General features: G+C 62.9%; 12 protein-coding genes. All 12 read right to left on the reverse strand.

Features of this window, described 5'->3' with window-relative positions:
* Window positions 1-47 precede the first annotated feature (47 nt).
* The gene (murC, locus tag AB7E19_RS09580; RefSeq protein ID WP_161646694.1) at window positions 48-1,502 is read right to left on the reverse strand and encodes a UDP-N-acetylmuramate--L-alanine ligase; all 1,455 of its coding nucleotides are present in this window, start codon (window positions 1,500-1,502) and stop codon (window positions 48-50) included.
* Between the two features lie 110 nt (window positions 1,503-1,612).
* On the reverse strand, window positions 1,613-2,680 hold the full coding sequence (gene murG / locus AB7E19_RS09585; RefSeq protein ID WP_010675835.1) for an undecaprenyldiphospho-muramoylpentapeptide beta-N-acetylglucosaminyltransferase: 1,068 nt from the start codon (window positions 2,678-2,680) through the stop codon (window positions 1,613-1,615).
* Complete coding sequence (gene ftsW / locus AB7E19_RS09590; RefSeq protein WP_043154095.1) at window positions 2,677-3,861, reverse strand: cell division protein FtsW; 1,185 nt, start codon at window positions 3,859-3,861, stop codon at window positions 2,677-2,679. The genes murG and ftsW overlap by 4 nt, the downstream gene beginning before the upstream one ends.
* Window positions 3,858-5,141, reverse strand: coding sequence for a UDP-N-acetylmuramoyl-L-alanine--D-glutamate ligase (gene murD / locus AB7E19_RS09595; protein WP_043154094.1), 1,284 nt, complete (start codon window positions 5,139-5,141; stop codon window positions 3,858-3,860). The genes ftsW and murD overlap by 4 nt, the downstream gene beginning before the upstream one ends.
* Before the next feature lie 3 nt (window positions 5,142-5,144).
* Entirely contained in the window at window positions 5,145-6,227 is a 1,083-nt protein-coding gene (gene mraY / locus AB7E19_RS09600) for a phospho-N-acetylmuramoyl-pentapeptide-transferase (protein ID WP_010675838.1), read from the reverse strand.
* Window positions 6,221-7,576: a UDP-N-acetylmuramoyl-tripeptide--D-alanyl-D-alanine ligase gene (gene murF / locus AB7E19_RS09605; RefSeq protein WP_427935084.1), complete on the reverse strand. Its 1,356-nt coding sequence runs from the start codon at window positions 7,574-7,576 to the stop codon at window positions 6,221-6,223. Before murF ends, mraY begins: the two co-directional genes overlap by 7 nt.
* Window positions 7,573-9,057, reverse strand: coding sequence for a UDP-N-acetylmuramoyl-L-alanyl-D-glutamate--2,6-diaminopimelate ligase (gene murE, locus AB7E19_RS09610; RefSeq protein ID WP_319882480.1), 1,485 nt, complete (start codon window positions 9,055-9,057; stop codon window positions 7,573-7,575). Before murE ends, murF begins: the two co-directional genes overlap by 4 nt.
* Window positions 9,058-9,152: 95 nt before the next feature.
* Window positions 9,153-10,919, reverse strand: coding sequence for a peptidoglycan glycosyltransferase FtsI (locus AB7E19_RS09615; RefSeq protein WP_010675841.1), 1,767 nt, complete (start codon window positions 10,917-10,919; stop codon window positions 9,153-9,155).
* Window positions 10,916-11,230 carry a cell division protein FtsL gene (gene ftsL, locus AB7E19_RS09620; RefSeq protein ID WP_010675842.1) on the reverse strand — a complete coding sequence of 105 codons (315 nt, stop codon included), beginning with the start codon at window positions 11,228-11,230 and terminating at the stop codon, window positions 10,916-10,918. Before ftsL ends, AB7E19_RS09615 begins: the two co-directional genes overlap by 4 nt.
* 3 nt (window positions 11,231-11,233) lie before the next feature.
* Window positions 11,234-12,172: a 16S rRNA (cytosine(1402)-N(4))-methyltransferase RsmH gene (gene rsmH / locus AB7E19_RS09625; protein WP_042015088.1), complete on the reverse strand. Its 939-nt coding sequence runs from the start codon at window positions 12,170-12,172 to the stop codon at window positions 11,234-11,236.
* Window positions 12,173-12,631, reverse strand: coding sequence for a division/cell wall cluster transcriptional repressor MraZ (gene mraZ / locus AB7E19_RS09630; RefSeq protein WP_039040489.1), 459 nt, complete (start codon window positions 12,629-12,631; stop codon window positions 12,173-12,175). It lies immediately after the preceding gene.
* A gap of 238 nt (window positions 12,632-12,869) precedes the next feature.
* Window positions 12,870-13,166: a hypothetical protein gene (locus tag AB7E19_RS09635; RefSeq protein WP_041211797.1), complete on the reverse strand. Its 297-nt coding sequence runs from the start codon at window positions 13,164-13,166 to the stop codon at window positions 12,870-12,872.
* Window positions 13,167-13,317 lie beyond the last annotated feature (151 nt).

Consider the following 13,317-nt stretch of genomic DNA (forward strand, 5'->3'; position numbering starts at 1 on the left):
GCCATTATATAGGCCTCGGCTTGGCGGTCAAAATACTCATTGGGCCCTCAGGCACCGGATTTCATGCTATCCACGCTCAATTTCATCTCGCCGAGACGACGGGCCAGCGCACCGACGTTACCCGCCCCCTGGGTCAATACCAGATCCCCCTCGCCAATCAGGTCGGCCAGCACCGCGGGCACATCGTCCGGCGTTGCGACAAAGATGGGCTCCAGGGTGCCGCGGGAGCGGATGGAACGGCACAGGGCACGGCCATCGGCACCGGGAATGGGCTCCTCACCGGCGGCATAGACCTCCAGCATCACCAGCACGTCCACCTTGGAAAGCACGTCTGCGAAATCTTCGTAGAGATCCCGGGTCCGACTGTAGCGGTGCGGCTGGAACACCATCACCAGCCGCTTCTCGGGCCAGCCGGCGCGAGCGGCGTTGATGGTCACCTTCACTTCGCTCGGGTGATGACCGTAATCATCCACCAGCATGGCCTTGCCACGGCCGGTTTCAAACTCGCCATATTGCTGGAAGCGGCGCCCCACCCCTTCAAACTTGGAAAGTGCCTGGATGATCGCCTCGTCGCCGATGCCGTCTTCGGTTGCCACCGCGATGGCGGCGGCGGCGTTGAGGGCGTTGTGGATGCCCGGCAGATTCAGGGTCACCTCCAGCTCACCCGCCCCTGCACGGCGCACCCGGAAGCGGCTGCGATTGCTGGTCTGCACGAAGTCCAGCACCTGCACATCGGCATCATCGCTCAGACCGTAGGTGAGGGTAGGACGGGCGATCTCCGGCAGCATGCCGCGGATCACGGGGTCATCCACGCACACCACGGCCAGGCCGTAGAACGGCAGATTGTGCAGGAAATCGATGAAGGTGGCCTTCAACCTGGAGAAATCGCCACCATAGGTGTCCATGTGATCCGCTTCGATATTGGTCACGATGGAGACCATGGGTTGCAGATGCAGGAAGGAGGCGTCGCTCTCGTCCGCCTCGGCAATCAGATAACGGCTGCTGCCCAGGCGGGCATTGGTGCCGGCGCTGTTGAGCAGACCGCCGATGACGAAGGTGGGGTCGCGATCCGCCTCGGCATAGATGCTCGCCACCAGACTGGTGGTGGTGGTCTTGCCGTGGGTCCCGGCAATGGCGATGCCGTGACGGAAGCGCATCAGCTCAGCCAGCATTTCGGCGCGGCGCACCACGGGAATACGCAGCTCGCGGGCAGCCAGCAGCTCGGGGTTGTCCTGCTTGATGGCGGTGGAAACCACCACCACGCTGGCACCGTCCACATGCTCGGCATTGTGACCGACAAAGATGTGTGCGCCCAAAGAGGCCAGGCGTTCGGTCACCCCGTTGCGGGCCAGATCCGAGCCGGTCACCTGATACCCTTCATTGGCAAGCACTTCCGCAATACCGCCCATACCGGCGCCACCGATGCCGATGAAGTGGATGCGACGCACGCGGCGCATTTCGGGGATAACGGTACGCAGTTTTGCCAGTTCAACCTTGGTCATAGTTCTTTCTCAATTCGCGGCCACAGGCCATTTTCATTCGGCGACATTCATCAGTTCGAAGACAGAAGCGGGGCCTTGGCGGCACATCTGGGCCTTCCATCTCGTTTGGCTCAGCCGGTGGCGAGCCGTTTGCACTCATCGGCAACCCGTTCGGCAGCATCGATGATGGCGACCCGGCGCGCGGCCTGGGCCATGTTCAACAGGGTTTCCCTGCGCCCTGCGAGCCAGGATAGACGCGACGCCAGCGCCGCCGGCGTCAGCTCGGACTGGGGCAGGAACTCGGCCGCACCGCCGTCGACCAGGGTCAAGGCGTTGCGGGTCTGGTGATCGTCCACCGCATGGGGCAGGGGTACGAAGATGGCGGCCACACCGGCAGCGGCCACTTCGGAGACGGTCAATGCGCCGGCGCGGCACACCACCAGGTCGGCCCAGGCATAGGCATCCGCCATGTCCTTGATAAATTCACTCACCTCGGCCTCGACCCCCAGCCCGGCATAGGAGGCAGCCACAGCCTCCCCGTTGCCCTTGCCGCACTGGTGACGCACCTCGATGGGCACACCGGCAGCTGCAACCGCAGGAGGCACCTGCTCGTTGAGGACCCGGGCCCCCAGGCTGCCACCGACCACAAGCAGGCGCAGAGGATCGCTGCTGCTGCGCAGCTGGGGATCCGGCAGCGCCACCACCTCGGGGCGCACCGGGTTACCCACCACGGCGGTACGGGCATTGGGGGCGAAGGCACCCGGGAAGGCCATCAGTACCCGCCTGGCGATACGGGCCAGCAGCTTGTTGGTCAGGCCGGCGGCGGCATTCTGCTCGTGCAGCAGCAGCGGAATGCCGGACAGCCAGGCGGCCACGCCACCCGGGCCGGAGGCAAAGCCCCCCATGCCCAGCACCACATCGGGCTGGATGGTCTTGAGCACCTGGCGGGCCTGCAGCACGGATTTGATGACACGGTAGGGCGCCGCGAGCAGACGCTTGATGCCGTTGCCACGCACCCCCTGGATGTCAATGAAGGAGATGGGATAACCATGGGCAGGCACCAGCTCCGCCTCCATCCGGTCGGCAGTGCCGAGCCAGTGGATGGTCCAGCCCTGGGCCTTGAGGCGATCGGCGACGGCCAGGCCGGGGAACACATGGCCCCCGGTACCACCCGCCATCACCAGTAACGTCTTGCTCACGCAACCTCCCGCACGCGCGCCTGGGCACTTGCCTGGCGCAACTCGAAATCGATACGAATCAACATGCTCACCGCCACCATCATGATGATGAGACTGGAGCCGCCATAACTGACCAGCGGCAGGGTCAGCCCCTTGGTAGGCATCATGCCGCTGGCGGCACCGACGTTGACGAAAGTCTGGAAGCTGAACCAGATGCCGATGCCGATGGCCAGATAACCTTCATAGAGCCGCTCGGCCACCAGCGCCTGGTGACCCAGCTTGAGCGCCTTCACCGCCAGCGCAAAAATCAGGAAGAGTGCGCCAAGCACCCCCACGTAGCCCAGCTCTTCGCCCAGAATGGCGAACACGAAGTCGGTGTGGGCCTCCGGCAGGTACTCCATCTTCTGGATGGAGTTGCCGAGCCCCTCGCCAAACCAGCTCCCCCGACCAAAGGCCATCAGGGACTGGGTCAGCTGATAGCCGCTGCCAAAGGGATCGGCCCAGGGGTCGAGGAAGGAGGTCACCCGCCGCATCCGGTAGGGCTCCGCGATGATCAGGGTCACCACGGCGCTCACCCCCACCAGGATGAGACCGATGAACTGCACCAGCCGGGCACCGGCCAGGAACAGCATGCCGAGGGAGGTGACGAACATCACCACCACTGACCCGAGATCCGGCTGGGCCAGCAGCAGGATGGCCACCACGAACAGCACCGCCATGGGTTTCATGAAGCCGATGAAGCGTTCACGCACCTCGCTTTGACGGCGCACCAGATAACCCGCCAGATAGACGAACAGCGCCAGCTTGCCGAACTCGGCCGGCTGCAGGTTGAAGGGGCCCAGCGGCAGCCAGCGTACCGAACCGTTGACGCTGCGGCCCACCAGCAACACCATCACCAGCAGCACGATGGCCAGCAACAACATGGGGCCGTTGTAGTGCTGCCAGCGTGCCATGGGCACCTGCAACACGAACCAGGAGATACCCAGCGCCATCACCAGGAACATGCCGTGACGCTTCACGAACATGAAGGGATCGTTGTTGATGGCGATCCCCTCAGGAATGGAAGCGGACGCCACTATTACCAGCCCGACGCCCATCAGTGCGAGGGCCAGCACCACCAGCTGCCGATCGTAGAGACCGGCTGGGCGCGCCGGTAGCAACCAGCGCTGCAAGAATCCTGCGACGGCGCGAAGGGCGTTCATAGTGCCAGCACCAGTTCGGTGAAGCGATCGCCGCGCGCTTCAAAGGATTTGAACTGGTCCAGGCTCGCGCAGGCCGGTGCCAGCAGCACCCAGTCACCGGGCCTGGCATCGGTCGCCGCCTTGGCGACAGCAGCGTCAAGATCGGCAACCCGCTCGGTCTGTTCGCCCAGGGCCAGCAGCACCTCGGCATCCTGACCAAAGCAGTACATGTGATCGATCTGGCTGCCGAGCAGCGCCTGCACCGGGCCGAAGTCCTGCCCCTTGCCCTGGCCACCGGCCAGCAGCAGCAGGCGGCCTTTGACCGCTTCACGCACCCCGGCCACGGCGGCCAGGGTCGCCCCCACGTTGGTGGCCTTGGAATCGTTGATCCAGCGCACCCCATTTACCTCCCGCACGAAGCGGGCACGGTGAGGCAGCCCTTCAAAGCGGCGCAGCACGGCAAGTTGTGCCTCGCGGGGAATGCCCACCGCATCGCACAGGGCCATGGCTGCCAGGGCATTGGCCTGGTTGTGGGCACCCACTATCTTCATCTCGTCCACCGCCAGCAACGGCTCGCCGTGCAAAGTCAGCCAGTGACGGCCCTCCAGCTCGCAGCGACCGTAGCCGTTGCAGTCGAGGCCGAAACTCTGCCACACCTGACCCACATCGGGCAGGGTCTGGGGATCGTCGCGATTGATCAGGATGTGCTGGGAGTGCTGATGGATCTCCATCTTGGCGGCGCGGTAATCCGCCATGCCGGCATAGCGATCCATATGATCTTCACTGAGGTTCAAGACCACGGAGGCGGCGGCCCGCAGGCTGTAGGTGGTCTCCAGCTGGAAGCTGGAGAGCTCCAGCACGCAGAGATCCATGGGCTGCTTGAGGAGCGACAGCGCCGGGGTGCCGATATTGCCCCCCACACCGACCTTGAGTCCCGCCTCGGCGATCATCTCACCCACCAGGGTGGTGACCGTGCTCTTGCCGTTGGAGCCGGTGATGGCGATGACGGGCGTCTGGGTTTCACGCACGAACAGTTCGATGTCACCGACGATGCGCACCCCGAACTCGGCGGCGGCCTTCAACTCCGGAGTCGCCAGGGCGATGCCCGGGCTCGCCACTATCATGTGCGCCTGCTTGAGCCGCTCCGCGTCCAACCCGTGGATGAGCTCCACCTCGGGGGGAAGCTCGTCCTTGCCCGGCGGATTGGCACGGGTGTCCATCACCAGCGGCGTGACGCCGCGGTCGAGGAAGTAATCGACGCAGGAGAGTCCGGTTTTGCCGAGTCCGATGATGATGACCATGGCTTACCTCACCTTCAGGGTGGCGAGGCCAAGCAGCACCAGCATGAGGGTGATGATCCAGAAACGCACGATGACGCGCGGCTCCGGCCAGCCCTTCTTCTCATAGTGGTGATGGATGGGGGCCATGCGGAAGATCCGCACGCCGCGCAGTTTGTAGGATCCGACCTGCAGGATCACCGAGACGGTCTCCATCACGAAGACGCCCCCCATGATTACCAGCAGGAACTCCTGGCGCACCAGCACGGCGATGGTACCGAGCGCGCCGCCCAGGGCCAGGGAACCCACGTCCCCCATGAAGACCTGGGCCGGGTAGGTATTGAACCAGAGGAAACCCAGGCCCGCGCCCACGATGGCGGTACAGACGATCACCAGCTCGGAGGTGTAGGGCACGTAGGGAATGTGCAGGTAGTTCGCGAAGTTGACGTTGCCGGTCGCCCAGGCGATCAGGGCGAAGCCCCCCGCCACCATCACGGTGGGCATGATGGCGAGGCCATCCAGGCCATCGGTCAGGTTGACCGCGTTGGAGGTACCGACGATGACGAAGTAGGTCAGCAGGATGAACATCAGGCCGAGCTGGGGCATCACATCCTTGAGGAAGGGGACCACCAGCTGGGTCTGACCATCGTGGGTGGCCGTGGCGTAGAGGAACACCGCCACACCCAGCGCGACCGCGGACTGCCAGAAGTACTTCCAGCGGGCGATGAGGCCGTCGGTGTTCTTGCGCACCACCTTGAGATAGTCATCGGCAAAACCGATGGCGCCATAGGCCCCCAGCACGAACAGCACCAGCCAGACATAGGGGTTGTCGAGGCGGCACCAGAGCAGCACAGAAGTGAAGATGGCGGCAATGATCATCAGGCCGCCCATGGTCGGGGTGCCCTTCTTGCTGAGGTGGGATTCGGGACCGTCGTTGCGGATCACCTGGCCGAACTTCATGATCTGCAGGCGACGGATGAGGCGCGGCCCCATCCAGAGCGCCACCACCAGACCGGTGATGATCGACAGGATGGCGCGAAACGTCAGGTAGGAGAAGACGTTGAAGAAGGTGAAGTGCGGGGTGAGCAGTTCCGCCAGCCAGACTAGCATGTGGCTGACTCCTGATGGCCCTTGACCATCTCGACGATATCTTCCATGCGGGAGCCACGGGCGCCCTTGACCAGAATCGAAATTTCCTGATGTGTCTTTATCATTTGCGCAAGCACTTCAAACAACGACGCCTTGTTATCGAAATGTCGGCCAGCCGCGGCATCTGCGGTGTGGCGACTCTGTTCCCCTACGGTCAGCACGGCATCGAGGCCCTGCTCACGGGCGTGGTATCCGACCCGGGCATGCTGCGCGGCGGACTCCTCACCCAACTCTTTCATGTCACCGAATACCAGCACCTTGTAGCCGTTCATGGCGGTCAGGGCATCGATACCCGCCAGCACGGACTCCACGCTGGCGTTATAGGTGTCATCCACCAGAGTGAGGCCACCCCAGCGTTGCACGCAGAAACGGCCCTTGACCGGCGCCATCTGCTCCAGTCCCGCCTTGACGGACGCAAGCGATGCGCCCAGGGCCAGGGTACCGGCGGCAGCAGCCAGGGCGTTGGCCACGTTGTGGCGACCCGGAATGGCCAGGGTCAGGGTCAGCTCTCCCTGGGGCGTCACCATCACGAACCCGGCACAACCCTGCTCGTTGAGCACGATGTCGCGGGCGTGGAACGGCTGACGCTGATCCTGGAGGGAGAAGGCGCACTGGATGCCCTTTTCACGCCACTTCGGCCAGAACTCGTTGTCGGCATTGACGATGGCAGTGCCGCCCTCGCCTAACCCTTCGAAGATTTCGCTCTTGGCATGGAACACCCCTTCCAGGGAGCCAAAGCCTTCCAGGTGCGCGGCAGCGACGTTGTTGATGATGGCGGCGTCGGGTCTGGCGAGCGACGTGGTCCAGGCGATCTCGCCCGGGTGGTTGGCTCCCAGCTCCATCACCGCGAACTGGTGTTGCGGCTCGAGGCGCAGCAGGGTCAGCGGCACCCCCACCTCGTTGTTGAAGTTGCCGGCGGTGGCCAGCACCTCCCCTTCACAGCGCAGGATGGCCGTCGCCATCTCCTTCACCGTGGTTTTGCCACAGCTGCCTGTGATGGCGAGCACTTTCGGATTGATGCGCTCGCGCACCAGCCTGCCCAGACGCCCAAGCCCCTTGAGGGTGTCGGCCACCACCAGTTGTGGAATGGCCAGCGGCAATTCGCGCTCTACCAGCAGGGCACTGGCGCCGGCGGCAACCGCCTGGTCGCAGAAATCGTGGGCGTCGAAACGCTCGCCGCGCAGGGCTACGAACAGCGCCCCCGCGCCCAGGGTACGGGTGTCGGTGCTGACCGCCGTGATCTCATGGTCGCCCCCGATCAGACGGGCATCGAGCACCTGCGCCAGGTCGGCAAGCTTGAGGGTCATCATTTGAATGACTCCATTAATGTGTGCAAGGCGGCTGCGACGGTTTCCCGATCGCTGTAGTGCCGCTTGTCGGTTCCAATGATCTGATAATCCTCGTGGCCTTTGCCGGCCACCAGGATGATGTCCTCTTTGCTCGCTTGGCTCAGTGCCAGCTGGATTGCCTTGGTCCTGTCGTGCTCAATCTGCACGGCGCCGGGATCGCGAAGACCCGCCACCATGTCGGCCATGATCCGGGCCGGCTCCTCGGTACGGGGATTGTCGTCGGTCAGGATCACGCAGTCCGCATGCTGCTCCGCCATGGCAGCCATCATGGGACGCTTGCCGCGATCCCTGTCGCCACCACAACCCACCAAGCACCAGAGCCGCCCTTCACAGTGCACCCGCAGGGCCTGCAAGGCCTTCTCCAGCGCATCCGGGGTGTGGGCGTAATCGACCACGGCGAGCGGCGCATTGCCACCGCCGAAGCACTCCATGCGACCGGTCACCGGTTGCAGTCTGGGGGCCGTCGCCAGCAGGTCATCGAAGTCGTAGCCGAGCACCAGCATGGCACCCATGGCGCCCAGCACGTTGCTGACGTTGAAGCGGCCGAGCAAGGGGGCGGATAATACACCATTCCCCCAGCTGGAGTTAATGCGCGTATCAAAACCTTGTTGGTGGAAATGGGGATCCTGCGCCGTCAGTTGTCGTCCGGCATGGTTTTCAATCGGACCATGAACCCCGAAGGCCACTGCACCGGGATAGGTCGCCAGCCATTGCCGTCCCAGATGGTCATCGGCGTTGATGACGGCGCAAGGCTCATCCACCAGCTTCAGCAGCTCCTCCTTGGCGGCGGCATAGGCCTCCATGGTGCCGTGATAGTCCAGATGATCCCGGCTCAGGTTGGTGAAGACTGCCGCGGCAAACGGCAGGGCCGCCACGCGATGCTGCACCAGACCGTGGCTGGAGACCTCCATCGCCACCAGATCGGCCCCCTGCTGCTGCAAGGCGGCCAGATTGGCCTGCACCTGGACCGCGCTGCCCGTGGTGTTCTCTGCTTCGATGAGCTCGCCAAACAGACCGTTGCCTATGGTGCCCATGACCCCGGCCTTGCCCCCCAGCAGGGTGCGCCAGTTGGCCACCAGCAGGGCCGTGGTGCTCTTGCCGTTGGTGCCCGTGATGCCCACCAGTTGCAGCTTTTGCGCAGGGTGACCGTAGAAATGACCGGCCAGCTCGGAGAGACGAGCGGGAAGATCCCTCATGCCGATGCAGGGGATCTGGGTCGCCGGAGGGACGAATTCTCCGTCCTCCTCAAACAGCACGGCGGTCGCTCCCTGAGCCACCGCCTGTTCGATGAAGCGCCTGCCATCCACCTGATGGCCACGAATCGCCACGAAGAGCGAGCCGGGACCGACCCGCCGGCTGTCGAGCTGGAGATCGGTGAGGGAAAGCGCCGGTGCATCGATGCCGAAGCGGCTCATCAGTTGATCAAGTGTGCGGGGCGGCATGGGAAGCCTCCGAAAATGCGGGAATGCGGGCGCTCGTACACGCCATGGAAAACGCCCCGACAGCAGCGGGGCCGATGGAAAAAACCGGATGCCCGTCAAGTACGCGGTGCGCCATTGTTGGCCTCCGTGCGGGCAAGCTTGGCGGGTACCTCGGGCGGGATCGCATCGGGACGGATGTTGAAGAGCTGCAACACGCCTCCCATGGCCTCCGCAAAGGGCGGGGTCGCCACGGCACCGCCGTAGTAGGCATCCCCCTTGGGTTCGTTGATCACCACCACCATGACGAAACGGGGATTGCTGGCCGGCGCGAAACCGGCAAACCAGGCCATGTAGTCCTTGCCATAGCCCCCAGCCACGGCCACCTTGGCGGTACCACTCTTGCCACCGACCCGATAACCGGGGATCTGGGCCTTGGGAATGGCATTGCTGACCACGTACTCCAGCGCCTGCAACATGGCAGCGGCGTTGTTGTGATCGATGACCTGCTCACCCTTGGGCGGCTTGGTCACCTTGATGATGGAGAGCGGTACCCGCTTGCCCTTGTTGGCCAGGGTGGCGTAGGCGGAGGCCAGCTGCAGCGGGGTCACTCGCAGACCATAACCAAACGACAGGGTAGCTCGCTCGATGTCGGACCAGCGGCGACGCTGGGGCAGCATGCCGCTGCTCTCCCCCATCAGGCCGCTGCCGGTGTCCATGCCGAATCCCACCATGCTCAGGGTATTGATCATCTCCTGGGCCGGCATCCGCAGCGCGATGCGCGACATGCCGATGTTGGAGGAGTAGCGCAGGATGTCGTACAGGTTGGTCGCCTTGTGGATACTCACGTCACGGATCTGCTTGGCCCCGATGAAGAGGGGGCCGCCCGGGATGAAGTCCTTCCAGCTGGTGACACCGGCTTGCAAGGCACTAAGCAAAATCAATGGCTTGACCGTGGAACCCGGCTCATAGGTATCGGTCACCACCCGGTTTCGCACCCGGAAACTCTGGTACTGGCCGCGGTTGTTCGGGTTGTAGGAGGGGGTGTTGACCATGGCGAGCACCTCGCCGGTCTTCACATCCAGCATCACCATGGAGCCGGAGGTGGCCTTGTTCTCGTCGGTAGCCCGTTTGAGGGCGCGATAGGCCAGCGCCTGCACCCGCTGATCGATGCTCAGTTGCAGATCGTTGGCGTGCTTGCCTTCTTTCACCAGGCCCAGGCGCTCGATGACGCGGCCCTGCCTGTCCTTGCGCACTCGCATCTCGCCAGGGGTTGCGGTCAGCCACTCGTTGTAGCTGCGCTCAATCCCCTCGATGCCGCTGCCATCAATGTTGGTCACCCCCACCAGGTGGGAGCTTATCTCGCCGGTCGGGTAGAAACGGCGCGCCTCGGGGCGCAGATAGATGCCCCCCAGCTTCAACCCCTTGATGTACTCGGCCACCGCAGGCGTCACCTGCCGCTGCAGATAGACGAAGCGCTTGCTCGGGTTGGCGATGCGATGCTTGAGGGTGTTGATGTCGAGCTTGAGCACGGCGGAGAGTGCCAGCCAGGCACGCTCGTTGTGGATGGCACCGGACTCGTGCACCGTCTTGGGATCGGCCCAGACCGCTTCGACCGGTACGGATACCGCCAGCTGCTCGCCATTGCGGTCCGTGATCATGCCGCGCACCGCCTGGGTGGAGGTGGTGCGCAGGGAGCGCATGTCCCCCTCCTGGCGCAGTCTGTCCGGATCGATCACCTGGATCCAGGCCAGCCGCAGGATCAGCCCCGCAAACGCGATGCCGATGAAGAAAACCAGGGTACGAAAGCGCCACGGGTAGAGTGAGGGTGCTTTCGCCTTGGCTTTGTCCTTTGCCGGAGCCTTGGTGGCGGCCTTGCGTGTCATGGTTGTGTAATTACCTTTTCAGTGGTCACCAGGGGGCGAGCCATCTGCAACTTGTCCATGGCCAGACTCGCCACCCGGGAGTGCTCAGCCAGTGTGCCCTGTTCCAGCAAGAGGTGGCGCCACTCGATGTTGAGCCTGTCCTCCTCCGCCATCAGATCGTTCTGCTTGGCCGTCAGACCCCGGGTCATGTTGGTCACCAGGATCACCGCAAAGGCGGTGACCAGCACGGCGACGGTCAACAGGACCTGCAACTTGTGGCGCCAGAGATCCGCAACGATCTCCCTGGCGAGGTGAACGCGCACGTCGCTCATCGTTTACTCCGCAAGACGCTCTGCGACCCGCAGCACCGAACTGCGGGACCGGGTGTTTTCATTGACCTCGTGGTCGGAAGGCTTGAGCGCCTTGCCGATCGACTTCAGCTTGCGACCACCGGCAAGCTGGGCTTCAGTCAGGGGGATGCCGTGGGGTACTTCAGGACCTTTCTCGTGCTTGCGAATGAAATGTTTCACCAGCCGATCTTCCAGAGAGTGGAAGCTGATGACGGAGAGACGGCCGTGAGGAGCCAGCACGTCCAGCGCGCCGTTGAGGGCGGTTTCGATCTCGTCCAGCTCGCTGTTGATATAGATGCGGATGGCCTGGAAGCTGCGGGTCGCCGCGTGCTTGCCCTTCTCCTTGCTCGGGTTGACCCGGGCAATCATCTCCGCCAGTTGGCGGGTGCGCACATAGGGCTCGGTCACCCGATCGTGTACGATGGCGCGAGCAATCTTCTTGGCGAAGCGCTCCTCACCGAAGGTTTTCAGCACCCAGGCGATGTCGTCCACATCGGCACGGGCCAGCCACTCGGCGGCGCTCTGACCGGAGGTGGGATCCATCCTCATGTCGAGCGGGCCGTCCTTCATGAAGCTGAAGCCACGTTCGGCATCGTCAAGCTGGGGGGAGGAGACACCGAGATCCAGCAGGAAGCCATCGACCTTGCCCAGCAGGCCGCGCTCGGTCAGATAACGGGTGATGCCGGAGAAGGGACCGTGCACGATCTCGAAACGGGGATCCTGGATCTTGGCCGCCTCGGCAATGGCCTGGGGATCCCGGTCGATGGCGATCAGACGGCCGTTCGGGCCCAGATGCTGGAGAATGAGACGAGAGTGACCACCCCGGCCAAAGGTACCGTCGACGTAGATACCGTCCGGCTTGATGGCCAGCCCTTCGACGGCTTCGTGCAACAGCACTGTGATGTGTTCAGCGGCTTGGGTCATTTATAAAGAAAAATCCTGTAGTCGTGGTGAACTTGCCCAGTCGTCCTCGGGCAGGCCCAGGATGTCGTCGTTGATCTGTTGTTGCCAGCGGGCTTCATCCCACAGCTCGAATTTGTTGAGCTGGCCCACCAGCATGACTTTCTTGTCCAGCCCGGCATGGCTGCGCAGCGGCTGGCTGAGCAGCAGACGGCCATTGCCATCCAGTTCGCATTCGGCCGCGTGGCCGAGCAGCAGACGCTGCAGGCGGCGTTCCGCCGGGTTGGTGCTGGAAAGGGTCTTCAGCTTGCGCTCCACCTCTTCCCATTCATTCAGGGGATAAAGCAGCAGACAGGGATGGGCGATGTCGATGGTGCAGACCAGCTGGCCGTCGCATTCGTCGCGCAGCCAATCACGAAATTTGGTCGGAATCGCCAACCGCCCCTTGCTGTCCAGGCTGATGGCGTGAGCGCCACGCAACAAATTGCAGTCCCCGAAGGTGAGTTATGGGGGCTAGATGCCCAATAAAACCACTTTGATCCACTTTTCTCCACCATGAAGTTTAAGGACGAGCAGGGGGCTTTTCAAGCAAGGATCTCGGGCATGGGGAACATATTGACGCAGCGTGATGGGACTACCGATTAAATGAATTGATTTTCCACAAGTTATTCATGGGAGAATTAAATCATACCGGCGAAGTGTGCCTCGTAATTAATCGATTTCACGGGGAAATGATGAAACGGAACAGCACGACGGCGCACAGGATAATGCTGACGCCCACCACGGGATAGATGATATAGCCATCCCCTACCCGACGGGCTCGCAGCACCACCAGCTGGCAGAGCAGCAGGTTATAGACGATGAGAAGAAAAGTCAGCAGTAGATTGGCGCCCAATGTCAGCTCGTCGGCATACATGATATAGAGCCACATCAAACCAAAATTAACGAGGATCAGATAAAGCAGAAATTTCTGAATCGCCCTGCCCGCCTTTGGGGTCTTTTTTACTCGTGTTATCATGCTTATCACGTCCTGGATACCACATGAACAGTCGACAGATATTGTCAAAAACTGTTGAGATACATCGTGTTTTTATCATTTTCCCGCCAGGCTCTGTCCGCTGTTGCCAAAATATCCCTGCGCCTTCTCCCCGGGCTCTCGCTACTGAGCA

Origin of the sequence: Aeromonas sp. (assembly GCF_050252055.1) — a bacterium.
GTDB classification, from domain to species: Bacteria; Pseudomonadota; Gammaproteobacteria; order Enterobacterales; family Aeromonadaceae; genus Aeromonas; species Aeromonas caviae.

Bases quoted from the DNA above. Each gene is read 5' to 3' on its own strand.
- AB7E19_RS09635 (WP_041211797.1), bottom strand. From the start codon at position 13,166: ATGATAACACGAGTAAAAAAGACCCCAAAGGCGGGCAGGGCGATTCAG.
- murF (WP_427935084.1), bottom strand. From the start codon at position 7,576: ATGATGACCCTCAAGCTTGCCGACCTGGCGCAGGTGCTCGATGCCCGT.
- rsmH (WP_042015088.1), bottom strand. From the start codon at position 12,172: ATGACCCAAGCCGCTGAACACATCACAGTGCTGTTGCACGAAGCCGTC.
- murE (WP_319882480.1), bottom strand. From the start codon at position 9,057: ATGCCGCCCCGCACACTTGATCAACTGATGAGCCGCTTCGGCATCGAT.
- murC (WP_161646694.1), bottom strand. From the start codon at position 1,502: ATGACCAAGGTTGAACTGGCAAAACTGCGTACCGTTATCCCCGAAATG.
- ftsL (WP_010675842.1), bottom strand. From the start codon at position 11,230: ATGAGCGACGTGCGCGTTCACCTCGCCAGGGAGATCGTTGCGGATCTC.
- mraY (WP_010675838.1), bottom strand. From the start codon at position 6,227: ATGCTAGTCTGGCTGGCGGAACTGCTCACCCCGCACTTCACCTTCTTC.
- ftsW (WP_043154095.1), bottom strand. From the start codon at position 3,861: ATGAACGCCCTTCGCGCCGTCGCAGGATTCTTGCAGCGCTGGTTGCTA.
- murD (WP_043154094.1), bottom strand. From the start codon at position 5,141: ATGGTCATCATCATCGGACTCGGCAAAACCGGACTCTCCTGCGTCGAT.
- AB7E19_RS09615 (WP_010675841.1), bottom strand. From the start codon at position 10,919: ATGACACGCAAGGCCGCCACCAAGGCTCCGGCAAAGGACAAAGCCAAG.